The 24,794-nt window shown below is 39.6% G+C and carries 17 protein-coding genes (1 of these 17 cut by a window edge); 11 read left to right on the forward strand and 6 right to left on the reverse strand.

All coding sequences use genetic code 11. The annotated features are described in order from the left end of the window. Positions 1-632 precede the first annotated feature (632 nt). The 3 genes from GXP67_RS04780 to GXP67_RS04790 all read left to right on the forward strand — a co-directional run bounded on the left by GXP67_RS04780 (position 633) and on the right by GXP67_RS04790 (position 6,302). A complete protein-coding gene (locus tag GXP67_RS04780) occupies positions 633-1,154 on the forward strand; it encodes a hypothetical protein (RefSeq protein ID WP_162442107.1) in 522 nt (173 codons plus the stop codon). A gap of 300 nt (positions 1,155-1,454) precedes the next feature. Beyond that, a complete protein-coding gene (locus GXP67_RS04785; RefSeq protein WP_162442108.1) occupies positions 1,455-2,657 on the forward strand; it encodes a hypothetical protein in 1,203 nt (400 codons plus the stop codon). Positions 2,658-2,708: 51 nt separating this feature from the next. Then, positions 2,709-6,302 (forward strand): T9SS type A sorting domain-containing protein, encoded by a 3,594-nt coding sequence (locus GXP67_RS04790; RefSeq protein WP_162442109.1) that lies wholly within the window; start codon positions 2,709-2,711, stop codon positions 6,300-6,302. 21 nt (positions 6,303-6,323) lie between these two features. Here the strand turns inward: GXP67_RS04790 and GXP67_RS04795 are convergent, their stop codons facing one another. The 6 genes from GXP67_RS04795 to GXP67_RS04820 form a co-directional block, all read right to left on the reverse strand. Next, on the reverse strand, positions 6,324-7,442 hold the full coding sequence (locus GXP67_RS04795; protein WP_162442110.1) for a porin family protein: 1,119 nt from the start codon (positions 7,440-7,442) through the stop codon (positions 6,324-6,326). A 92-nt stretch (positions 7,443-7,534) separates the two neighbouring features. Beyond that, positions 7,535-10,645 (reverse strand): nSTAND1 domain-containing NTPase, encoded by a 3,111-nt coding sequence (locus GXP67_RS04800; RefSeq protein WP_162442111.1) that lies wholly within the window; start codon positions 10,643-10,645, stop codon positions 7,535-7,537. Between the two features lie 89 nt (positions 10,646-10,734). Then, complete coding sequence (locus tag GXP67_RS04805; protein WP_162442112.1) at positions 10,735-12,174, reverse strand: hypothetical protein; 1,440 nt, start codon at positions 12,172-12,174, stop codon at positions 10,735-10,737. Positions 12,175-12,284: 110 nt separating this feature from the next. Continuing rightward, positions 12,285-15,515, reverse strand: a complete 3,231-nt coding sequence (locus tag GXP67_RS04810) for a hypothetical protein (RefSeq protein ID WP_162442113.1) — start codon at positions 15,513-15,515, stop codon at positions 12,285-12,287. 487 nt (positions 15,516-16,002) lie between these two features. Then, positions 16,003-16,614, reverse strand: coding sequence for a superoxide dismutase (locus tag GXP67_RS04815; protein ID WP_162442114.1), 612 nt, complete (start codon positions 16,612-16,614; stop codon positions 16,003-16,005). Between the two features lie 56 nt (positions 16,615-16,670). After that, a complete protein-coding gene (locus GXP67_RS04820; RefSeq protein ID WP_317170102.1) occupies positions 16,671-17,087 on the reverse strand; it encodes a nucleoside deaminase in 417 nt (138 codons plus the stop codon). A 255-nt stretch (positions 17,088-17,342) separates the two neighbouring features. Between GXP67_RS04820 and GXP67_RS04825 the strand changes: the two genes are divergently transcribed. From GXP67_RS04825 to GXP67_RS04860, 8 genes are all read left to right on the forward strand, one after another. Beyond that, entirely contained in the window at positions 17,343-17,771 is a 429-nt protein-coding gene (locus GXP67_RS04825; RefSeq protein ID WP_162442116.1) for a Fur family transcriptional regulator, read from the forward strand. 48 nt (positions 17,772-17,819) lie between these two features. Next, complete coding sequence (locus tag GXP67_RS04830) at positions 17,820-18,293, forward strand: DUF4188 domain-containing protein (protein WP_162442117.1); 474 nt, start codon at positions 17,820-17,822, stop codon at positions 18,291-18,293. Between the two features lie 257 nt (positions 18,294-18,550). Next, positions 18,551-19,807 carry a DUF418 domain-containing protein gene (locus tag GXP67_RS04835; protein ID WP_162442118.1) on the forward strand — a complete coding sequence of 419 codons (1,257 nt, stop codon included), beginning with the start codon at positions 18,551-18,553 and terminating at the stop codon, positions 19,805-19,807. Between the two features lie 205 nt (positions 19,808-20,012). After that, on the forward strand, positions 20,013-21,590 hold the full coding sequence (locus tag GXP67_RS04840; RefSeq protein WP_162442119.1) for an ABC transporter permease/substrate-binding protein: 1,578 nt from the start codon (positions 20,013-20,015) through the stop codon (positions 21,588-21,590). Positions 21,591-21,698: 108 nt separating this feature from the next. Continuing rightward, positions 21,699-21,881: a 50S ribosomal protein L33 gene (rpmG, locus tag GXP67_RS04845; protein ID WP_162442120.1), complete on the forward strand. Its 183-nt coding sequence runs from the start codon at positions 21,699-21,701 to the stop codon at positions 21,879-21,881. Positions 21,882-21,952: 71 nt separating this feature from the next. Continuing rightward, entirely contained in the window at positions 21,953-22,114 is a 162-nt protein-coding gene (locus GXP67_RS04850; protein ID WP_162442121.1) for a DUF4295 domain-containing protein, read from the forward strand. Between the two features lie 233 nt (positions 22,115-22,347). Further along, positions 22,348-23,319 (forward strand): signal recognition particle-docking protein FtsY, encoded by a 972-nt coding sequence (gene ftsY, locus GXP67_RS04855; protein WP_162442122.1) that lies wholly within the window; start codon positions 22,348-22,350, stop codon positions 23,317-23,319. Positions 23,320-23,464: 145 nt separating this feature from the next. Continuing rightward, positions 23,465-24,794, forward strand: the 5' portion of a protein-coding gene (locus GXP67_RS04860; protein WP_162442123.1) for a penicillin-binding protein 1A. It continues 986 nt past the right edge of the window; 1,330 of the gene's 2,316 nt are visible here — the first part of the coding sequence; the start codon lies at positions 23,465-23,467; its stop codon lies off the right edge, out of view.

The raw sequence follows: 24,794 nt of genomic DNA on the forward strand, positions 1-24,794 counted from the left end.
CAACTCAGACCGGCAGATTTAATTTTATTAATTAAGTATAATTATATATTAAATTATTTATAGCTTAATATAAAAACTGGAAAGAAGTAAACCACCATTGACTATTTTTTTTGTCCTTATTCTGGCATTGAGTTTTGGACTTAAAAAATTATTGCCTTTCGCTGAAACATGTGATTTTATTTGCAAAATATAAAATATTTTAAATAATAAAACATTATGCATAATTTTTATTACTCAAATAAATTTTTGTAATTAAGTGGATAGTATTGATGTATGGAAAGGTTTCTTTTAACAGTTTCCAGCATTAAGAAACAATCAGTATCTTGAATTCTGACAATCATTTACTTATCGTCAATAAACGAGCTGTTTATAAGGATTCACAGAAATTTTCCTTACAATAGTGTAGCGTATTTTCATATATATGATTACATTACTGACACTTACAACATATCATATATTTTTTACCCAATTCTGCTTTAAACAGGTATTTTGTACGACCGGTCAACTATTGCATAACAACGGAGAGTAGTTTGTTTGGCGTACAGGTTTCGCTTCGGATTTAGTATCATTCACATATAAATACTTATTGGCTTTCCGGTCAATCAACACGATAAACTACAAATCATTTCATTATGTTAAAATCCTGTTTCATTGGATTAACATTTTTACTTTGTTTGGGTAATAGTAGTACTCTTGCCACTCATAATCAATTTTCAGAAATACCACAGGATAATTGTGTAGAAAACCAGTTAAAAACACTGGAAGCAAGCTATGGAGGATTGTCTACGGCAGGTAATAAGTATAATCTCTATGCAATCAAAGATAAAAAAGACTGGATTTTTATCGTGCTGGATACTACCGGTTATTATTCCTTAAAATATCCGCATAAGTCTGCTACTCTGGTCAATCAATCGGCTTTGTTTACAGATGGTTTTTGTAAAATTATTGAATCAGGGTTACTGAAGAAGGTAGAAAAACGTGAAAATGTAGCCGACCTTACGCTGTTTTGCTATTATGAACTAAAAAAGGAAGGTAAAAAGATTAGTGATTCTCTCAATTACCTGGAAGCAGAAAAGAAAGAAACAGAAGGGTTCATGAAAAAAGTGATGGGTAATTTTAAACCTATAACTGGCTTATTCAAAAAGAAAAAGTGAGTTTGCTTTCTTCTTACTTATCATCTATAGAGAGCATTACCTGTGCCATTATGCTTATCAGAATAGTCTTATTTAACCAGCTTACACCTGTTGAAAAGTGATTACAAGAATACTGCAAAAAATAATTATTTTATACAGTTTACTTTAGTAAGATTAATAAATTAAGCCTGGAGGCAACATCAAATCAGGTTACGTAGATTCGCTATCTGTTTTATTATAATACACGCCTTTACAGCTCCAAAAACATCATCCGGGCACAGTTTCATTCATCCTTTACAGATACGTTAAATGTACCAATTCATGAGATCCAAGTCATATCTGGCTTTGTTTATCTGCCTGCTCATGCTGAGTTGCGATGATGCCATCGATCCGGATACTTCCGGAGAATTTATTAAGTTTTATGGGGGTGCCTTTGACGAAAAAGCATATGCCGTGGAAGAAATTCCTGGACAGGGGTTTATTATTGTGGGTTCTACTGAATCGTTTGGCCAGGGAGGAAAAGATGTGTTTATTATTGGCACAGATAACAACGGAAACAGAAAATGGCAAAAGTCATATGGCAGTTTATCAGATGATGAAGGTAAATCTATAGCATCCACTACAGATGGTTTATTTATTTTAGGATATACCACCCAAGATAACAGTAAAAAGTTCTATTTATTAAAAATTAACCAGCAAGGCGATACAACATTTACCAAAGCTTTTGGCAGGAATGGGATGAATACGGAAGGCCGGTATTTACAAGCCACCACAAGCGGAGGGCTGGCCCTCATCGGGAATGCGTATTCTTCTGATAATAAAGAAACCTCAGATATATATCTGGTCAAAACAAACCCGGATGGTAAGCAAACCATCTTTGATCGCTTATATGGTTTACCCGAAAGAATAGATACGGTAGGAACAATTGTAGAAGCAGATAACGGTGACCTAGTCTGGTGCGGCACTTTTAAAAGAGAAGACGCTACAAATGCTAAAACGAGTATGCGCATTGTAAAATCAGACGCCTTCGGTAATTTAAAATGGGATTTTCCTTTTAATTCAGTTACACCTCAAAATGCCTCTGGTATTACCATTCAAAAGATAAACGGCAATGGATATATTGCTGTAGGTACCATAGAAACCGACCAAAGTACAGATGTTTTCCTGGTGAAAATTACAGAAAACGGACAACAATCGTGGGCAATAGCACTTAACGATCCTGCACATCCCGATGCTGATGAAACAGGAACCTATGTATACCCTACCAGTGATGGAGGCTATATTGTAACGGGGTCAACTACTGCTGCTGGTAATTCAGATATTTTTTTGATGAAGGTAGACAACCAAGGGAATCCTCAATGGGCACAGCCGCAAACGTTTGGCGGCGCTAATAATGACTCTGGAAGTTTTGTTAAAGAAACATCAGATGGGGGATATATAATTTTGGGTACGGCGCAAATTAATAATAACACAGCTATCAGCCTGATTAAAACTGATGCCAATGGTAAAATATCAGGAAAATAATATCCTTAATCTCTGGATATAATAAAATATGCAGTTCAAAGACAAATTCCTATGAAACTTTATGCACACTTGCTATTATACAAAATAATACTTTTTATTAGTTACCTATGGTTGTCGTTAAGTTATGCAGCCGCACAGGCTCCAGTTCCGGTTCTGGTAAGTGCAGATGATGATAATAAAATTTGCCAGGGAGAATCTGTTACTATTATAGCTACTCCCTTACCCCGTACTACAGATCCAAAATACACATATAAATTTTATAGAGATGGAACAGAAATTACAGCCCCTAGTAAAACAGATTCTATAAGTGGAAATAAGTATTTTTTTACGGCTACTAAAAATATTACTGCGAATCAAATTAAAGTAAAAGCCAAAATTGTAGCCTCTACCGGTACTCCTACTGAATCAGGTTTTAGCAATGAAATTACAGTTTCAATCAGGCCTCTTACAATACCTACGATACGAAAGAAAGCAACTGGTGGGTGGACTCAACTTCCGAAGGATGTTTTCTCTACAGATGACCCAATTATACTGGATGCCAGGTATGTGCCTGACCCCAATAATGATGCAGAGGGAGAACCCCTGCCAGGTACAGGTACAGGCATTTTTACTGGTGAAGCCGTAAAAAGAACTGGCTCAAACGAGTATAAGTTTTTTCCATCGTTTGCCACACCTGGCGATAATATTATATTTTATACCTATACTCAGGATGAGAATCCCAACTCTCCTCCTTCAGGATGTACTATAACGGTTCAGGCCACTATTACTATAAAAGCCGATATTGGTGTTATTAAAGGATTAACTCCTTCTGTAGATGTAAATTGTGTAAAAAACAAGGAGAATCCTGTTACACTCAATTTAGCAAATTCAAGTATTCCTTTTAATTGTTATTTTGATGGCACTATTTATACATGCTATTCCCAAACAATTACCTATAATTTAATCTCCATAACTGGAAAAGGTATCTCCGGAGATTTAAATGCTGGTTTCAAATTCAATCCGCTGAAAGCCAGAACAGCCGGTGACATTGACTCTACTAAAGTTAGTCTCACTTATTCGATAACTTATGAAAATTTCGATTTTTGGGGTAACTCGCTTGCTAAATCTACAACCGCTGCCAATACTGTTACTGAAAAGGTAGATTTGTACACTATCGATGAATTGCAGATTACAAACAGTGGGCAAGAATTTGAACCCTCTTCTTCCTTTTGCAGAACTGAGTCTGTAATCTTGACTGGTATTCCATCCAGTATTGCCGGGCAGTTCCGGATAAAAAAACCTGCCAGACCTGATGGAAGCATTCCACCGGTAGAAGTTCGGGGAACACCCTATGAAATTCCCTGGAAAAATGATGCAACAAATTATCCTGCCGGTGAGTATGAGATCACCTATAAATATACGAATCCAAATGGGTGCGAGTCTATAGATAAGATAGTCAAATTCACCCTGAAAGAGGTTCCGCCGGCTGCATCTATTACGTCTCTTATATATAATTATTGTGTCGGCGAGCCTATTCCTACTTTGTCATCTCCGGCAAGTCCAGGTTTTACAACCTTATGGCGGAAAGGCGATCCTAAGGCAACAACAATCTCAGGTGACAGCTATGATCCGGAAGTAAATAATACATTTGCCAATTCAGTAAATATCTATGTTACCCAATATAATGGTACTTGCGAAAGCACCATTAAGACCATAACTATTAGTGTGAGTCCTAAACCAATCGCAAATTTTGTTTTTAGAAATGTCCGTTTAGGGGGCGAAGATGAATTTACGGAATTTGAGGATAGAACCCAGTCTAATGGCAATACCATAGAAAAGAAAAAATGGGATTTTGGAGATGGAGATATTTTACAGGAAGGCACCGGACCTATTCTGCCCGGTACGCATGAAGGCAGAACTACCGGCACTTATAATAACCCGAAACATAAGTTTCTAACTCCAAAAACATATCAGGTAACCCTGACACTAGTCACCAGTGCATGTCCGGATGCAAAAACAATACCTGTCTATATTTTTCCCTTACGAAGCGGTTTTCCTTATATAGAAACCTTTGAAAATGGGGAAGGCGGGTGGCTTCAAAAAAGTGACACATTAACCAGCTGGAAATTAACTCAGCCCACCGGCCTGGTAATTACGCCTGATGCTGCTTCTCCACACGCCTGGGTTACCAGCAATACTGAAAACACCTACAATTCACTGGAAAACTCCTTTGTAGAAAGTCCCTTCTTCCAGTTAAATACATCTTCCAAACTTTATTTATCCATAAACATAAAATCTGATACAGAGGAAGGGCTGGATGGAGCAGTATTACAATATGTTATTGATAATGGCAAAACATTTAATGATCAACTGTTGTGGAAAGTGTTGGGAAAAAGAAATGAGGGCATTAACTGGTATAATACCACTGGTATTGTGAGTAATCCTGGTGGCCAAAATACCACCGCCCCAGCTATTGGATGGTCAGGACACATCTATAATTCAACCGATACAAGTAAATGGGTAACAGCAAAATTTGATTTAAGCCAGGTACAACAGGAAGCAGGAGATTCCCCTGTACGCTTCCGTATCTCTTTTAGCAGTAATGCTGATAATCCACCAAATAAAACATTTGATGGTTTTGCCTTCGATAATTTTAGGATAGGTGAAATTAACCGGGTTGTATTACTGGAACATTTTACCAATACTTCTCAGCCTGATTTTATTCAGGAAAACAAAAAAATTTATGAAACTGTAAAAAATAATGCTGTAGCAGCGATACAATATCATACCGGTTTCCCTGATGCTAATGATCCCTTTAACAAGAGTAATCCTGCTGATCCCAGTGCCAGAGCATTGTTATATGGGATTGCAGAATCAAACAGAACGGTACTGGATGGAATTAGCTTTGAAAATAAAGCCTTCTCAGTAGATGTATGGGGAAAAAATGAATACAGTAAAAGAATCCTTTTTGAAGCTCCATTTAAGATAGATATTCAATTAACCGGGGGAGAAAATGATCCGCTGAACATTAAGACCAGCATCTTTAAAAACGATAATTTAGAAGATTTTAATAATCCTTTGGTTGTACAAGTAGCTATTGTTGAAAAAGAAGTAATTATAGGAGCAGACACCTTTCAAAATGTATTAAGAAAAATATTGCCTGATGCTGCCGGAAAACATATTCCCGGACCTTGGATAGCCACAGATAAAGCAAGAATAGAAGTAGTTGAACGAACTTGGCTGCCTGCTGATGTAGCAGCAGCACCCAATAAATTTGCAGTGATTGTTTTTGTTCAAGATGAGAATACCAAAGAAGTATATCAGGCAAAACAGGAATTAATTACAGTTCCTTTGCCTAAAGATCCATCAGGAGGCAGAAATGGAATTCCTACCGGTTGGGATTCAATGCAAGATCATACTATACTAATATCACCAAACCCTGCCTCAAATAAGGTACATATATCATTCACCAGCATTCCGGAAGAGGATTTTATATTGACCGTCTTTGATGCTTTAGGAAAAGTAATTACTTCAAATAAAATTGCAAAAGGCTCAAGTACATACGTTTTGCATACTGGTCGTTATTCAAATGGTTTGTATCTTGTCCAGATGATGAAGGCAGGAACAACTCAAGTAATCAGGAAAAAATTATTTATTGCTCACTAGGTATTACCAGCAAGCAGGTGGTTATCTCTTTCTCAGCACTTTTGGCTTATATTGAGGCATAATATATCCTAAAGACACAGAGAAAGTATTCATAGTGAAGTTATTATCAATATGCAAAAAGTCATAAACAAGGTCAGAATTATATAAACCAGCCGCTCTCTTCTCCGGATTTACTATATTTCTTAATCCATGTGTATACCTGCCTTCTATGGTAATAAGCCCTTTGCCAATTACATTTTTAAGTTTAATACCTGCACCAATAATGGCATTGTAATTTAATCTGTTTCTCATATTTGTAACATTTACCGGCTTAGGATCTAAAGCACGGGCGATACTACCAGTCATAACGTCTATGTCTTTCCTATCCAGATCAGCATTTGAGTGGATGAGATATTGCACAGAACTTCCGATACTAATAAAAGGCACTCTATTTCTATTCTTAGTGAGCACATTATATTTTAATGTAAGGGGTAAGTCTGCCCAGTATTGCGTTTCAGTAAAACTGATTTTTGCAAAATCCATTATTGTGCTTGTTTCTTTATAACCTTTTACAAGCAGATAGAACTCAGGATTAATTGCAAATTGTTTCCAAACCGGAATCTCTGCACTTATACCTGCCTGGTAACCTAACCGGCCATTATATTCTTGCTCAGTAAATGCCTCATTATCCAGGCTAAAGCCTTTAGTTCCATTAATAAAGCTCCAGTTTCCTCCTGCCTTTGCGCCAATCAGAAAAATAGGACGGGTGCGGAAAGTATTGTATAAGTTGATAAATTCAGGGGTATCCCGGTTTTCTGAAGTAGAATCTGCATCAATTGCATATTCAGAATTTAGTTTCAGGAAGTTAAGCATGGCATTTTCTGCCTGTGCCCGCTCATTAAAATAGAGGTAAGTATTGGTAAGTAACTTGTGTGCATCAGCCTCCCGTTCACCTTGCCAGTTTTCCAGGCAATCTTTAAGGATAGTTGGAACATCGTTGATTCTTCCCTCCCGGTAAGCAGTGAGTGCTTTTTCGTACACCGGATCACAATTATTGAGTGTACTCTGGGAAAATACTACAATAGGTAGAAATAAAATCACAAAAACTGCCAAAAAACGGACAGTGTGTAAAACAGAGAAGCCTGGCAGTGTTATTTCCATAATCAACAAAGTAGAATTGTGTATGCAAGGTTAGCCCTGGCTTTCTAGATAGCCAGAGCTATTGTTTGAATATTATTTTCTATAGCTTCCTGCTAACGGCAAGTAGTTTCATAGGGTACTTCTTTTACAGGCGCTACAAACCTTTCCCATTCTGGCGTTGTCATGCTGCGGTTAAGCTTTTTACAAATAATATCAGCCATTGAGCTTACATTGGTAGGCCATATCCTGATTTTATAATCCCGGCAGCCAGCCAGTAATTTTTCTCCATCCGGACTGAATTCGATAGACCATACCCAGTCGGCATGATCCCGGAGAATAATAGGCGGATCATCTGTGTTATTCATACTCCAGATACGTACCGTTTTATCAAAACTACCCGTAGCCAGTCGTTTGCTGTCTTTGCTGAAACGGATCGTATTTACCCTCGCTTTGTGTCCGGTTAACGATTGCGGCACAAGATTAAAATCATCCACTTTTACTTCAAACAGGCGAACTACCCCTTTCTCATTGCCGGCTGCCAGCCATTTACCATCCGGACTGAAAGCCACGGAAATCATATCTATTCCCTGAGGGTCCTGATAAATAATTTGTTCTGCATTACTTTTGTCCCGGTCTAGTAGTACCACAAGGCCATTCTCTTTGGCGATAGCTACCTGGTTTGTACGGGGATGAAGTGACAGCGAATTTATTTTCAGATCGCTTTTCGCTATTTCTACCGGATTTTTAGATTCAATATCCCAGTATATAAGCCGCTTATCAGAGTCAGAAGAGATCAATCCTTTGCTATCGGGGGTAAAGGCCAGATACCAGATCTCATGTATATTTCCTTTCAGTTGAATAGAAAGATCTCCTGCCGGTTTAGTCAGATCGTAAAGCTGAATGTGCCCATAATCGCCTCCGGAAGCCAGCCACCGGCCATCCGGACTGAGCGCTAAGGCTTTATGAATGTATCCTTTGGCTGCATCAGCACCATTCATTAACATTTTATTTCCGGAAGGGTCATTTACATTCAAGCGGTAGATCATGCCATCGCTGGCCGCTGAATACATGGTATTTCCGGAAGTAGTGGCTACTAAAGCCCGTACGTTGGCTGAATGGACCTTTAACTGGTTATATGATTCATCATGCAGGGCTTTTACGGCATAGTACATTCCATCGTAAATATCCGGATCATTGAGCTCGCCGCCATTATTCTTGTTAAACAAATATGCCTGCTGAGCTACCAGACCCTTCTGGGTAGTGTCGCTCAACTGAACCGATTTAATGGCCATAGATCTGGCAATCGAAAGTAACCGCAGGTTGTATGCCCGGTTACTGGCTTCTATGGCTTTCTGCTCTGAATTCTTGGCGTTTTCTTTTTCTATTTCGGCAAGAACTGTTTTTTCAGAAGCAATTACTGCTTGTCGTTCGGCTTCTTTCGCACTAATTTCTGCTTCTTTTTTAGCTTTATCGGCTGCTTCTCTTTCCAGTACAGCCTTACTCTCTGCATTTCTAGCTAGTTTTTCCTGTACTTTAGCAACTTCCCGTTCCTTTTCAGCTATTTGAGCCGACTGATTAGCCTTTGCTTCTGCTATGGTTGCCGCCCTGGCTTTTTCATCAGCAATCTTGCGCTGATCTTCTGCCTCCTGCTGATTAAAATAAGCGAAGATGAATAAGATACCAACAATAATTCCGATGATACCAAAGATAATAGCCAGGATACGAGAAAATACAAGCTTACGCCGTTGCTGCTTCTCCCGGATGATCTGTTCTTTTTCATACTCTTTTTTACTGAAATCCAGAAAAAGCATGGTACGCTCGTAGGCTGGATGATAGCGTAAACCCCAGGTTAAGGAAGGCTGGTGTTCTTCTGCCCAATGCAAGGCTATCTGTAAATCAGGCGGACGCCATAAACCGGCTTTCCCTTGCTGGTGGCGTTCGGCAGCCTCTGCCAGACGCAGATATAATTTAGAGGATTCTGCTTCTTCATCTACCCATTTATTCAGCGTTATCCAGATACGCATCAAACTTTCATGAGAAATATCTATAATACTTTCCCCATCAAGCGGCACCGTATGTGGTGGCATTAATAAAGTTCGTCCCGGGCTTCGGAAACGGTCTATTACTTCGGCTACTTCTGCTATAGGTGACTGGGCAATAGTGGCGATCTCCTGTAATTTGGTAGGCCGCCTGATTCCCCGGCCTTCATCTCCTTTTTCAGTAATGGTTTTGAATACCCGTTCGCATATTTTCTTTTGAGGGTCAGTGAGTTCATTATAGGTTTCATTTGCATGAATAGATAAGGCCCTACCCATCCCGCCAATAGCTTCATAATGCGGCAGATTCATAGGTTCGCCAGCCAGCGCATTACGCTGCCAGTAATCCCAGGTACGCATCAGGGCATGTTGCATAATGGGAAGCTGGTCTGGATTATCCCCTACATCATTGAGCAGTTGCTGCACCAGGCGTTCATTAATTTCTCCTCCCATCACGCTAATTGGCCCGGTAATCGCCCTGCGTTTTTCTTTACGGGTCATCTGGGGAATCAGGAACTGGCTATCGTTGATGAGCTTGGTGAGCTGCGGATACTGTGAACAATCGCCCACAAAATCGGAGCGAAGAGTAATAATTACATAAACCGGTACTTCACTCTGGCGAACGGCTGTTACAAGTAATTTCACAAAAGCGGCCGCTTCTTCTACAGAAGTACTATCTATATTTTTGAACCGGAATAATTCTTCAAACTGATCTATGTACATCAGGTAGTTTTTCGGTTCTCTGGCAAATTTACTCCGTACACTTTCTACCAGGCCCAAAGAACTCTCACACAACAGGCTATATTCCATATTGCGGATTACCATTTTTTTTTCTTCGTCCGTTTCATTAGCCAGTATCGTTTCAGTAAGCGCTTCGGCCATATTACGGATGGGAGAAGCACCTGGCCGGAATGTGCAAACTTCCCATTGTGCACTGCTTTCAGTAGCATAATCGCCGTATAGAATAGGAAGCAAGCCACAGTTCAGAAATGAGGATTTTCCTATCCCTGATGTACCCAATACGGCAACAAACCGGTTGTGAATCAACTTATCTAATACTTGGTCTACCTGTCCTTCCCTTCCAAAGAAAAGGTGGCTTTCCTCATATTTAAAAGGCCGCAAACCCGGAAAAGGATTCAGTTTTTGTGTAGACCGTATCTGGCTTTCTGCAAAGGTTGATGTAAGCATGACTGAAATAAAATTACTGGTTTACTGGATTATAGAATTACAGGATTCCTGAATGAATTATCCATTTTCAATTATTAATTATCCATTTCCTAATTGAGCCTATGTAAAAAAGGACTTAACAGGTCCATATTGATCTCGCCCACAGAAGGCAATAATAATATATCGGAAAAAACCGGATCATTAGGTAACTGGCCCATCTGACTGCTGATGATTGCTTTACATGCATATTTTTTACTGGGATTAAACCCCTTTACCCGGAGCGAATCATTTATTTTACTTCGCAGCCAATGGGTATGCCCATGTGTATGCAAAAATAAAATAGCATCCGACTGTAGGAGGTTTTGCTGGTGGATTCCCATCATTTGTTTCTGGTCAGTTAACACTTGGGGCAATACTACCTCCAATCCACTTTGCTGTAATAATTCTTTTACACCCTGTATACTTTCTTCATGCGCAAAATCAGAAAGCAGGTATACTTTTTTAAGAGAAGTTCCGGAAGTAGCTGCTGGTTGAATAAACATCTCCTCAGAAGTTTCCGGACGAAGCTTTTCTATAATGATGTCTTTCAATTCTTCTACCGGACAGGTAATTACATCAGCGCCCGCATGTAAACGTTCTTGTTTTTGTATATCGCGCAGCAAAAACTGTTGTTTTTCGCTGGCTGGTTTAAGCCCCTCCGGCATCCATATGATGCGTTTAAACGTATTTGAATGCTTCATTTCGAGGAAATATCTGGCGGCCAGTTCATTTTCAAGCACGCTTACCGAATTTCCATTTTGCAGCAGGGTAGCCGAATCATTTTTTCCAAACAGATGAATAGATAAGCTACACTTTTTTAAGTCTTCCAGAACCGTATATGACACATCTGCCAGACCTCCTGCATAGGGCTTATCTGGATATACTAGATACCCATGCCTGAGTAGCTCCCGCTCAATAGATTGCCGGACTGGCAGCAGGTCATATCCACTTTCGGCCAGGTAGACCGATTTAAGCTTCTCATCTGTACTATCCTGCTCGGTTTGTTCACCAATGGCCTTTTCTATATCTGAAGCCAGATCGAATAGTTTGAATAGAAATCCGCTGATGTATTCATAAGCTAACTGACTGTCTGGGGTTAAAGGCAGTCCTGTCTGACGGTCGATGGTATAGAGTAGGTAGGGTTTATGAGATTGTAATAAAACTGGTTCAGTAGTAGATGCTACTGGTTCTTTAAATACTTTACAAACCCCCTGTAAAGAAAGCCCGGCTGCTTGCACGTCTGTCAGAAACTGTTCTGCCTGTGCCCGTTTTTCAGGCTGCTCCATTAAGGATGAAAGAATAGTTATCATGAGCAGAGGTCTGTCAAAACCAGTTTGCGCCAGTTGAATCAGGTCAGATGACTCAATAAAAGATATTTCTATTCCTTTTTGCTCTGCTAATACATACATTAAATATTCTTTGAATACACTTACCCAGCCTTTTTGAATGCCTGTCAGTGGCTGGTTATCTTCTCCCAGGAAATACAGGCAAATGCCTAATTGCTTGCTCATAATAGTAAAAGTCAATGCTCAGTAGTTGAATGGCTGAAGTATTAGAAGGTTGAATGGTTGGAATGATAGGAAGAATACTCGCTCATTTATTCATTCACTCAATTACATTCTCAGGTAACAAAGGATTCTCCAAACACAATTTCCCGGTTAATTGCCCCTTTATAGCGAAGAATTGCATCCGGAATGATATCATAAAAGGAGAAAAGTTCATTGAAGGTATCTTTTGGAATTTTATAAACAACTGCTTCCGTTTCTGATTTTAGCATAATCCGGGAATGTTGTTCATTGATAAAGCCCAGGTTGTGTACAAAAGCTTTATCCTCGCATAATTTGAGAACTACCTCATCTTTGATGAGCCGTAAAGAACCACTGTGAACGATAAAATAATCCATATCCTCTACTGAAGCATATTCGGCAATAATTTCCTGTGGATGGTACTGGGTTACATCCAGAATTTTAGCAATTTCTGAAAGTACTAAGCCAGGAATTTCGCGGAAACAATCAATTTCACTCAGGCTTTTAACTATATCAAATTTTAATACCGGAATTTGCAGTCGGCTGGCTTCTTCGATCAGGTCTGGTTTTGATAGCAGTTCATTATCGGCGATGTAGGGAAGTTTATTGTTAAACCGCTGCATGGACTGGTATAATACCTCTGCATTTCGCTTATACAAGGCTTTAGCAGCAGCTTCACGCAGCATGGGATGAGGATTAATCAGGTTAGCAATAAAAATAGGGGTATCTTCCGGATTGTCATATTCAGAAAGTTCATGTATGGCACAGGCTTTTGTCCATCGGTTAATCCATTTATAATCTTTCTGAATTAACAGTTGTAATACTTCCCGCTTGGTCATGGACTCAGTTGGAAAAGAACTTTGCAGCCGCTCTAATTTATCAGGATAGGGCATATCATTCAGGATAGGCAGCAGCATTTGCTTGCTTTCTTCAGCCAGAAAAACATCGAGTAATTCTGTAGCAAATTCTACTGCTTCAACATCTCCGCTATTGATGTTTTTTTGCACTAATGCCACAGAGGTGGGATCGTAGAGTAAAGCCAGCAGTTTAAAGATAGTGTGGCGATTGTTGGCAATTTCCGATTCCACGGCCTGCACCAGCAATTTAGAACCTCCCTCCCGCTGCAAGTCCAGGTAAAACGACATATCCCAGGCAAGGGTATTGCATAGTTCTTCCAGTTCTCTCTTCAATAAGAGTGACTGAGCCGCATTTACATTAAAATTAGACTGGCTAAGCGCATCCAACGTAGCCGAAATGATATTCTGGTTGGGGTAGTTCAGCTTTTTCAACAGCAATTCTACCGCTTTTACTGTACCAATGCTTCCATAAATCTGAATAATACGCAACTGGATTTTCTCTTCCTGACCTGTCATATAAAAAGCTGATTCCAGGGCAGAAAATACTAGTTCCCCGGTAGCAATCAAGGCTGATACTGCTGCATTGCTATATAAGGGAAAATCCAGTTTTTCTATCAAACTATTGTGCAGATCCGGATTTTTAGAACCGGCAGCAGAAGCCACCGCCTGGTAACGCACCCCTTCATTTGCATCTCTGAATAATTTATTAAGCAATTTCGCTTTCATGTTTTCATCGGCATATGCACTTAATGCAGCTCCAAAACGCCTTTCATGGGTAAGTTTAGAATAGGTGAGTTGCTCAATATATTTGAGTTTTTCCAGCCTGTATTCTGCCCCTCTTAAGGTACCATATACTTTTGTAATCAGCCCGGAATTTTTTAGTACCGGAAAGTATTTGGAAAGCATAATTCGATTCAAAATCGGAATAGCATCCAATAGGCAGAGTTCCTGGGCTTGCAGCAAAGCCATTTGCTGAATAGTATCGTTATCATTGTTGAGCAGTTGGATAATGGCTTTTTTATATGCGCCTGGATTTAATATCTGTAATACATTCAGGTACTCCGGTAGCTTTTCAAGGGGAATATTTTGAAGTTTCTGTTCAATCTGACTTACAATACCGGCTGTGCCAGATTTTGCTGTCTTCACAGATCGTTGTTGTTTTTCCAGGGTATTTTTTAACACTTCCCGGTAACTCATGTACAAACGAATGCCTACAAATATCCAGGCAGCGCTGATGAGCAAGAGAATAAAGCCACTATGTATGACATGAAAATAGGCTAGTAACCCCAAACCAGCCAATGACAAACCTGCCGTAAATACAGCTAAATTTTTAACAATCCCTTCTGTTTTCACCTGAATATCCGGACGCAGAGCAGCGTCAATGGGTAAGAGAAAAAACCGGAAAGCCGGAGACTCTAATCCTTCCTGGAAAACATCAGCCATCACTTTTGAAAAAGCAATGGCTACAAAGAATAACACAAAGTACCTGTTTTCCGGATTCTGATAATCAAAGCGGAATCCTACAATTAAGGCAATCATTGTAAATACCGCCAGCACAGCCGGGAGAATAAGGAGGCTGATCCTGAGACCATAGGTATCAATAATACGCCTGTTTAAAAATGTTTTTATTGCAAAAGCTAAGAAGATGATCACTCCATTAATAACTGCCAGAAATCCACTCAGATCATCGATATTTTTATAATATGCCGCCGTAAGCGTAAGAAAAGAAAAGTTTAAATAGGCAATGGCCAGCGCAGATACAAAACAAAAGGAAGTGAGCAGGATAAAATATTTGTTATGAAACAGGGAGGTAAGGTTATTATGTGCATGTATGTACTGGGCATTTACCTGTAACTCTGCCAGTAAGGAGAACCGGTTAAGTAATAGCAGCAGCGCAATACTGGCAAAACCAAGACTAATACTGCTTGTCAAAATAAAATACCTTAGTTCCGTTAGCAATACTTGTTGCAGTACAGGAATAGCAAAACAGACCGTCATGGCGGCTAATGTGATACCAGCATCAATTCCAATAGAAAGCCGCTTATTTTGACGGGCATCAAAAATTCTGGAAACGGTGCCCCAGAAAATTAACATCACCACCGAACTGATAGGTATACTACAACTAAAAGCAAAAAAAACCACCCATTCTGTCGGGCGAACAACTATGCCAATATATAAACCGACTGTGATCAGCAGAAAAAAAGCAAAGCAACCTACTGCCAGTTTAGTATAGGCCACCAGATTCTGTAAACTGGCAAACAAGCTAGTGGCGGCAATTCCCAAAAGGCCGGATATGATGAAGGCAAGCGGCAATTCTGATGAGCCGAATTTGTTTAGAAACAAGGTAGTGGTACCTACATTAAATGTAACCAGGGCAATCCCTATAAATAGTCCCCATAGCAGCAAAAGAGCTACAGGAATTTTTTCCTCCTTCTCAACAGGTACAATTCGGGCAAGCAGTTTTTTCATGGATAGGACCGTAGCGTTTTAACATATTGATATGTATACAGGCGTGCAATAAAGAATTCCTTTATTTTACTGGTCTCTTTAGCTCAGCAAAATTCTATGAATATAAAGCGTATTGAAATCATCTGTCAACCGGCTAGCAATCAGAGGAGTAGCACTATGATATAGATGAATATATAAATATGAAGTTAATACTGCAGTGGTAAAACAAGGGCGATCACAAAGAAAAATACATGCACAGGCAACCACTTATACTGATTTAATTATAAACAGGCCGGAAGGTAAACCGCTCTTAACAAATATAGTATTTTTTTTATTCATAATGTAAGAAAAACTATTTAATAATTGATTGCAAAAGCACAAGTAATTTGTTGAATATAAGCTGTATGGGTCCATTATTTTGCCTGTGATTCTTTGATACCTGTTTCTCAGAAAACAAAAAAGACGCCATATAGACGTCTTTTATAATGCTAAGCTAAATACTTAAAAATTATTTCTTGGCAGCTTCGTAATTCTTGCTTACTTCATCCCAGTTTACCACATTCCAGAAAGCAGTAATGTAATCCGGACGGCGGTTCTGGTATCTGAGGTAATAGGCATGTTCCCACACATCCAGACCCAATAATGGTTTGCCTTGTTTTTCTGCTACATCCATTAGGGGATTATCCTGATTAGGTGTAGAAGTTACAGCTAAATCGCCATTGCTATCTACGATCAGCCAAGCCCAGCCAGAGCCGAAACGAGTGGTGGCTGCTTTAGCGAATTCTTCCTTAAATGCATCGAAAGAACCAAATTTCTTAGTGATGGCTTCGGCCAAAGCACCGGCAGGTTTGGCACCGTTGTTGTTTTTAAGCGTTTTCCAGAAAAAAGTATGATTAAAGTGTCCGCCACCATTATTGCGGACTGCTGCCGGATGTTTGCTTATATTCTTGAGTAATTCATCGATGGATTTGTTTTCCAGGTCAGTTCCTTTTACTGCATTATTCAGGTTGGTTACATATGCCTGGTGATGTTTACCATGATGAATTTCCATGGTTTGTTTGTCAATATGAGGCTCCAGAGCATCGGGAGCATAAGGCAGGGGCGCTAATTCGAAGGCCATAGTTTTTATGAGTAGTTTTAGGGTTAAAGTTAATTGAACAACGGCACAAAAATAGATTAGTTCCTCAATTTTCGAAAAAACTCTGAAAGTAAAAGCTCATTTTCTTCCGCCATAATTCCCCGGAGTACTTTGGTTTTAGGATGTAATACCAGATGAGGCATCAAAGAATATCCTCTCTTCATATCAGAAGCTCCATATACCAGCCTGCCGATTTGTGCCCAGGCGAGGGCACCGGCACACATCAGGCAAGGTTCTAATGTTACATACAACGTACAAGCGTTAAGGTATTTTCCGTGTAAATAATTGGCAGCCGACGTAATAGCCAGCATTTCGGCATGGGCTGTTACATCATGCAGTTTTTCTGTCTGATTATATGCTCTGGCTACAATCTGATTTCCGCATACTACCACTGCGCCTACCGGAATTTCTTCTTCTGCTAGTGCCAGCAACGCTTGTTTGTAAGCTTCATTCATAAAGTAAATATCACTAGGGGTAAATGCAGAAACCATTTCTACAAGAAGTTATAGATTGAAAGCTAGTTATTAGGAAAGCACTATATTGTTATTTTTTGTCTGGCAAGAAAAGACAAATATGGTACTTATTTTACATTCTGAACACCAGCCTCTGGTTTCTACTCTCTAAAAATAGTGTGTTCATTGAAATCAAAAAGGGCTGACTAGTGTTTATATGAATATTATGTATCTTTAAAGTAGATTTAGCGGCTGGTTATGCAAAACGAAATAAAAAATATTTTAAAAGAATATGACTTAAGAAACACTTCCTGCCGGGAGGAAATTCTCGACCTGTTTTTGCAGCGCAATTTTGCCTTATCCCATGCAGACATTGAATCAACCATTCACGAAGACTTTGACCGTGTAACCGTTTACCGGACCTTAAAAACTTTTTTAGATAAAGGCTTAATTCATAAAGTTCTGGATGATGAAGGCGTAACCAAATATGCCTTATGTAAAGAAAAATGCAGCCATACTGAGCATCACCATGAGCATGTACACTTTAAATGTATGACCTGTGGCTTAACCAATTGCCTGGATAGCGTACTCATCCCCAGCATTTCCCTGCCTGCCGGATATAGCCTTTCCGAAACCAGCTTACTTGTACAAGGCACCTGCCAGGATTGCAACCAGAAACGTAAATAGTTTATCGTTATCATTTTATAGATACTATTTTTAAAACTCAACCCTGATATGAGTGCAATCATCACCGAACGAATGACTGCCAGGATGGAGCACGATTTCGTTGTATTCCTGATTGGAATGCGTGTGAATCGTTTCTGGAAATTTCATAAATGGTTTCCTGTGGCGGCGGCTATGCCCAGAATGATTAAAGAATTACAAGTACATCCGGAATATGGGTTTCTGGGTGCAGAAAACTGGTTTGGCCGTACTACCATAATGGTCCAATACTGGGAATCTTTTGAAAAACTGGAAGCCTATGCCAGAAGCAGAGATGCTGAACATTTTCCTGCCTGGGTTGCCTTCAACAAACATGTAAAAAGTAATGGGGATGTAGGAATATGGCACGAAACCTACAAAGTAGCAGCCGGAAATTATGAAACCATTTATCATAACATGCCTGCTTTTGGTTTAGGTAAAGCCGGAAAACTGAGTTCAGCCAAAGGCAATTATGAACATGCCGGACAAAGAATCAAACAGGTATAATTTTCCTCTTTGCTATCCGGAGTATTCTTTACATATGGTTTCTCAGAGAATACTTTACCTTTTTACCAATAGCCCCTTAATTTTTCCTTCTGTGTAGTAATCATTTGGTTTTCAACCTTGAGCGTTAATTTCACATACGTTCAGCACTAAGTTGTATGGTAAATTCTAAATTAATCTTTAGAATGGCAGGCATGCTTTTGCTATGAATACACCGCTTTTTTGTTATCCACCTATCATTTGTCGTTCTATCAAAATTTATGACTGCTCAAACTCTTACGCTATCTGCATCTCCGGTCCGGACTGTAAAAGAAAGGATTCAGGTACTGGATGTCTTGCGGGGGTTTGCACTATTTGGTATTTTACTCGCCCATTTATCCAATGAATTTGCAGCCGGACCTTTGCCAAATGAAGTCTATCAATCCGGAAGTGTAATTGATAATATTGCGAATGCCATCAGTGGTATCCTAGTTCAGGGAAAATTCTATGCGATTTTTTCATTTCTGTTTGGATTGAGCTTTGCACTTCAACTCGAGCAAGCCAAATCGAAAGGAGGTAATTTCTTTGGAAGATATGCCTGGCGACTCGTGATTTTAGGAATTATTGGCACCATCCATCACCTGCACTGGCGGGGAGATATTCTTACCATTTATGTAATACTGGGTTTTGTCATGCTGCTTTTTCACAATATTTCCACCAAAGTCTTATTGATCGTAGCTGTGCTGTTAATACTCAATACACCCGGAAGAATAACTGAAATTTACAGGGCTGTTACTGCCAAACCTGATTCAGCTGCCGCTCAACAGCAAAAGCCTGATGAAACAACTGCCCGGCAATACTATGATGTGATTACCAAAGGATCTTATTCCGAAAACCTGATAGCCAATTTCTATGGATTTAAAGATAAAGCAGAGTTTCAGGTAATGAGTGGAAGAATTTATATGACATTAGGCTATTTTCTGATGGGCTTATACATGGGTCGCCGGAAATTATTTGAAAAACTTGCCCAGCATAAGCTTTTTTTCAAAAAACTATTTAAGTACTGCGGATTCGCTACTCTGGGATTGATTGGTATAGCTATCATTATTTTTGCGGCGGTTATGCCTTTGCTGCAACTACAAGATAATCCGTATATGAATATAATGGGTGGTGGTCTTTATGATTCAGCCAATGCCGCTTTGACTTTCTTCTATATCGCTGGTGTAACTTTATTGTTTACTAACCCAGTATGGACAAATAAATTATCATTACTGGCCCCTGTTGGAAAAATGGCGCTTACCAATTATTTGCTGCAAACTGCCATTGGCCTGCTCCTGTTTCAGGGATACGGATTAGGCTTATTTTTTAAAATGGGTGTAGCAGCTGCCACTGCCCTCACGATTCCTATTTTTATAGCACAGGTACTATTTAGTAAATGGTGGCTTTCCAGATTCCAATATGGTCCGGTAGAATGGTTGTGGCGTTTCCTCACCTATTTCAAGCTTCCACCCATGACTAGAAATCAAATAGTTGCTTAATCAAACGGGCAGCAGGAGTTCTCACCTTTATTATTGATATAAGCTTTGCGAAAACAACTATTGCTCAAGGTTCCTTCCAAAAGAATTAGATCTTAATAAAACACTTCTGCCAGGAATGTATACCTTGCTGCTACACAATAAAAATCACTGATCACACATAAGTTGGTAGTGATAAGTCAGTAATTAGCGCAACAAATTACAATCCATGGCAGATGGCCTCTTATCCTACCTCGCTGAAAATTCGCTTGCTTTAGGAAGGCAAACCCTGGAACATATTGGTCTTACTATCGCTTCGGTAGCAGCAGCGGTTGGTGTTGGTCTTCCACTGGGTATTTTGTGTATACAATCCCGAAAGGCAGCTTCAGTGGTGCTTTCTATAACAGGCATCCTGCAAACCATTCCCAGCATGGCATTATTAGGATTTATGATTCCTGTATTAGGAATTGGTGCCTTACCTGCCATTGTCGCTTTATTTTTATATGCACTTCTTCCCATTGTCCGCAATACTTTTACCGGCATTCGGGAAGTAGAACCATCGGTAACGGAAGCGGCGCTGGGTATGGGCTTATCTAAATGGCAATTGATCACCCAGGTACAGCTGCCTTTGGCCATGCCCACTATTTTTGCCGGTATCCGCACGGCTACGGTTATTAATGTAGGCGTAGCTACCCTGGCTGCCCTTATTGCCTCTGGTGGTCTGGGCGAAACTATTTTCGGAGGCATTGCCCTCAATAATACAGCTATGATACTGGCAGGCGCAATACCTGCTGCCCTGCTGGCCATTATATTGGATCTTTTACTGGCCTGGATTCAACAATTGAATCTGTATAAAATCAGGTCCCGTTCCTGGTTTAGTATATGGATTGTAATAGCTGGAAGTACTGCCTTACTGCTTTTTTCTTCCTTCCAAACATCTTTCCGGGCAGGTTTTACCCCCGAATTTATGGGTATGTCGGAAGGATATCCTGGCTTACAAAAATCATATGCACTAAAACTAAATACGGTAGTGATACAATCAGGCCTGATGTATAATGCTTTACATGCCGGTGCAGTAGATGTAATTAGTGGCTATTCCACCGATGGACGTATCCGGGAATTTAGATTAGCCACGCTTGAAGATGATAAAAGTCATTTTCCAGATTACCAGGCAGGTATCACTGTGCGGCAGGAAGTACTCAACCGCTATCCTGAATTGCAACCTGTACTGGAAAAACTCTCACGCAAATTCACTGACCAATCTATTATTGAACTGAATTACCAGGTTGATGTCCTGAAAAAATCTCCGGCCAGTGTTGCCAGCCTTTATCTGGATAGTTTAGGGCTGCTTAACCCTGCTGCTTCTGGTAAAGCTGGTATAATCCGGATTGGCTCAAAAATCTTTACCGAACAATATATCCTGGCAGAAATAATTGCACAACTTATCGAAGGACATACCGAACTTGCGGCAGAAGTGAGGGCAGGAATGGGCGGTACACAGATCTGTTTTGAAGCCTTACAAGCCGGTGCAATCGATCTGTATCCGGAATATTCTGGAACAGGACTGGAAGTAATTCTTAAACAAAAGCATCTGTTACACAAATCATTAAAAAACGATTCTGCTACTGTATATAACTTTGTAAATGAGCAATATCAGAAACAATATAACATCCGCTGGCTGCCTCCGCTTGGGTTTAATAATACATATGCCCTGCTGATGCGAAACGACCAAGCGCAGCAATTGAAAATCCGGACTATTAGTGATCTATCCTCATTTATTTCTGGCAAAGTGCAGGTAAACAGATAATTTTATAAAAATTTTTAGTTTCCGGTTTTCAATTGTTGATTACTTTTATCTATCTTTGCGCTCTTAATTTTTAATTCAAGGAATAACAACTATTACTCATCGAAGATAATGGCTAAAAAGGGAAACAGAATCCAGGTGATTTTGGAATGTACAGAGCAGAAGAACTCCGATGTGCCAGGCATGTCAAGGTACATCACCACCAAAAACCGGAAAAATACAACAGAACGGTTGGAGTTAAAAAAATATAACCCTTATCTGAAAAAGGTTACATCGCATAAAGAAATTAAATAACCCATTAATTGATTTTGAAAATTAATCATTACAATTGTCTATTTTCAAAATCAATGTAAACTTCCAAAATCATGGCTAAAAAGGTAGTTGCAACATTAAAAAAAGAAGGTGGCGGCAAAAACTTCGCTAAAATTATTAAAGCTGTAAAATCTCCAAAAACCGGAGCCTATACCTTCAAAGAAGAAATGGTGCCTTTGGATCAGGTACAGGATGCACTCAAATCCAACGGTTAATATTTTCATTTACAGATACTATTAAAAGTCCCTTAGAGGGACTTTTTTATTGTTTGTAGTTTACTATAAATAATTGAAACGAATACCTATTAATAACAGGTGTTATTATCACTTTAAGTATATACTTATTAAGCCTTCCTTTGCTGGAACTTAATTCATATAATTGTCATTAAACTGCTGTTAAACTTTTACATCACCAGAGTTTAACCACCATCCTTAAACCTGAATCAGATATGGGACTGTTTGACTTTTTTTCCAAGGATAAAGACAACAAAGAAGTAAAAGAATCTTTGGACAAAGGCCTCGAAAAAACCAAAGATAATTTTTTCTCCAAGCTGGGGAAAGCCATGATTGGAAAATCGAAAGTAGATGAAGAAGTACTCGACGAACTCGAAGAAATCCTTATTACTTCTGATGTAGGGGTAGAAACCACGCTCAAGATCATTAAGCGCATTGAGGAACGGGTTAGTGTAGATAAATACATGAATGCTTCTGAACTCGACCGCATTCTGAAAGAAGAAATTGCCAAGCTTCTCTCTGAAAATAATGCACAAGATGTAAAATCTTATTTTACTGCCACTTCAGCCAAACCTTATGTAATTATGGTAGTAGGCGTAAATGGGGTTGGAAAAACCACCACCATTGGTAAGCTGGCTTCACAATTTCATAAAGCAGGTAATAAAGTAGTTTTAGGTGCAGCCGATACCTTCCGGGCTGCTGCCGTAGACCAGTTAATTTTATGGGGAAACCGGGTGGGTGTACCGGTTATTTCGCATGGCATGAACACAGATCCGGCTTCGGTAGCCTATGACGCGGTGAGAGAAGGAGTAGCCAGAAATGCAGATGTGGTCATTATTGATACTGCCGGGCGTTTGCACACCAAAGTAAACCTGATGAATGAACTATCCAAGATCAAAAAGGTCATGCAAAAGGTGATTCCAGATGCGCCTCATGAAATACTGCTTGTACTGGATGGCAGTACCGGACAAAATGCATTTATTCAGGCCAAAGAATTTACCAGGGCAACAGAAGTGAATGCTCTGGCTATTACCAAATTAGATGGCACTGCCAAAGGTGGGGTAGTGATTGGCATCTCCGACCAGTTTAAAATCCCTGTCAAATATATAGGCGTAGGCGAAAAAGTGGAAGACCTGCAAATTTTCAACCGGCAGACCTTTGTAGAATCTCTGTTTAAACGAAAATAATACGCAGTTCCTGTTAAAAACCTTATACATCTTACTTGAAAGCTTTATATAAGCCTGTTTCTGTACAGCACCAAAGTAGTATGTAGGTGAAGGGAATTAACAATTCTACAGCTATATTCCCTAAATTGCGCTCAAATACAACCGGATGCGTTTACTTCCGCCAAAATACATACAGGCAGAACAGGGCAATTATAAATCTGTCATTAAAAAGATGTGGATCAGCTTTCTGGCTGCCTGGCTGTTAGGTCTTTTATATCTGTTTGCTGTAAGTATTGATCTGCTCGGCTTATTTGGCCCTATGCCCAGCTTCAAAGTGCTCGATAATCCCCGTAATGATCTGGCTTCCGAAGTATATTCTGCCGATGGTGTACTGCTGGGGAAATATTTTAAAGAAAACCGCACTCCGGTAGCGTATGAAGAAATTTCTCCTAACCTTATCAATGCCCTCATTGCTACAGAAGATGTCCGCTTCGAAAAACACTCAGGTGTAGATGCCCGGAGTCTGGGACGTGTTCTGTTTAAATCCATTCTCTTATTACAACTCGATGAAGGAGGCGGCAGCACCATTACCCAGCAGCTGGCCAAGAATTTATATGACATGCGGGAGGATAAAAATACTGGTCATTTGGATAATATTCCACTCCTCAACACATTCATCATAAAAACCAAAGAATGGATTACAGCTATTAATCTGGAAGAAAACTATACAAAAAAAGAAATCATTACCCTTTATCTTAATACCGTGCCATTCGGAGGAAATGCATACGGAATTAAATCGGCTGCTAAAACCTTTTTCAAAAAACCTCCGTCAGACCTTAACATTCCTGAGGCGGCTTTACTCATAGGAATGCTCAATAATCCAAATATTTTTAATCCAATCAATCATCCCGAAAACGCATTAAACCGACGTAATGTGGTACTCAATAAAATGCACAGGTATGATTACCTGAATGAATCTTCATATCAGCTTTACTTAAACGAACCAGTCACATTAAATTATGAAGTAGAAAATCAAAACCAGGGACTGGCTACTTATTTCCGGGGCTATATTCAACGAGAATTACTAAGGTGGGCACAGGAAAATGATAAGAATCTCTATACCGAAGGATTGAAAATATACACAACCATCGATTCCCGGATACAAGAGTATGCAGAGCAGGCAGTAACTGAACATATGACTTTGTTACAGCAACGATTTAATAAGCATTGGGAAGGGCGTAATCCCTGGGCGAACAAGAATTTTCAGGAAATAGAAGGATATATTGAACGGGTAGTCAAACGTTCGCAACGGTATAAAGAATTAAAAGAGCGTTATCCTGACAATGAAGATTCTATTCAGATTATTCTGAACAAACGTGTTCCTATGCGGGTATTTTCCTGGCAGGGTTCCATAGATACGTTGATGAGCCCGATAGATTCTATCCGGTATTATAAGCGTTTTTTACATACTGGTTTAATGGCTATGGACCCAAACA

It is taken from the genome of Rhodocytophaga rosea, from assembly GCF_010119975.1.
Taxonomy (GTDB): Bacteria; Bacteroidota; Bacteroidia; order Cytophagales; family 172606-1; genus Rhodocytophaga; species Rhodocytophaga rosea.

Excerpts from the sequence above, each read along its gene's own strand:
- ftsY (WP_162442122.1), top strand. The coding sequence starts at position 22,348 with ATGGGACTGTTTGACTTTTTTTCCAAGGATAAAGACAACAAAGAAGTA.
- GXP67_RS04810 (WP_162442113.1), bottom strand. The coding sequence starts at position 15,515 with ATGAAAAAACTGCTTGCCCGAATTGTACCTGTTGAGAAGGAGGAAAAA.
- GXP67_RS04835 (WP_162442118.1), top strand. The coding sequence starts at position 18,551 with ATGACTGCTCAAACTCTTACGCTATCTGCATCTCCGGTCCGGACTGTA.
- GXP67_RS04815 (WP_162442114.1), bottom strand. The coding sequence starts at position 16,614 with ATGGCCTTCGAATTAGCGCCCCTGCCTTATGCTCCCGATGCTCTGGAG.
- GXP67_RS04825 (WP_162442116.1), top strand. The coding sequence starts at position 17,343 with ATGCAAAACGAAATAAAAAATATTTTAAAAGAATATGACTTAAGAAAC.
- GXP67_RS04780 (WP_162442107.1), top strand. The coding sequence starts at position 633 with ATGTTAAAATCCTGTTTCATTGGATTAACATTTTTACTTTGTTTGGGT.
- GXP67_RS04790 (WP_162442109.1), top strand. The coding sequence starts at position 2,709 with ATGAAACTTTATGCACACTTGCTATTATACAAAATAATACTTTTTATT.
- GXP67_RS04830 (WP_162442117.1), top strand. The coding sequence starts at position 17,820 with ATGAGTGCAATCATCACCGAACGAATGACTGCCAGGATGGAGCACGAT.
- GXP67_RS04840 (WP_162442119.1), top strand. The coding sequence starts at position 20,013 with ATGGCAGATGGCCTCTTATCCTACCTCGCTGAAAATTCGCTTGCTTTA.
- GXP67_RS04800 (WP_162442111.1), bottom strand. The coding sequence starts at position 10,645 with ATGCTTACATCAACCTTTGCAGAAAGCCAGATACGGTCTACACAAAAA.
- rpmG (WP_162442120.1), top strand. The coding sequence starts at position 21,699 with ATGGCTAAAAAGGGAAACAGAATCCAGGTGATTTTGGAATGTACAGAG.
- GXP67_RS04785 (WP_162442108.1), top strand. The coding sequence starts at position 1,455 with ATGAGATCCAAGTCATATCTGGCTTTGTTTATCTGCCTGCTCATGCTG.
- GXP67_RS04795 (WP_162442110.1), bottom strand. The coding sequence starts at position 7,442 with ATGGAAATAACACTGCCAGGCTTCTCTGTTTTACACACTGTCCGTTTT.
- GXP67_RS04805 (WP_162442112.1), bottom strand. The coding sequence starts at position 12,174 with ATGAGCAAGCAATTAGGCATTTGCCTGTATTTCCTGGGAGAAGATAAC.
- GXP67_RS04850 (WP_162442121.1), top strand. The coding sequence starts at position 21,953 with ATGGCTAAAAAGGTAGTTGCAACATTAAAAAAAGAAGGTGGCGGCAAA.
- GXP67_RS04820 (WP_317170102.1), bottom strand. The coding sequence starts at position 17,087 with ATGAATGAAGCTTACAAACAAGCGTTGCTGGCACTAGCAGAAGAAGAA.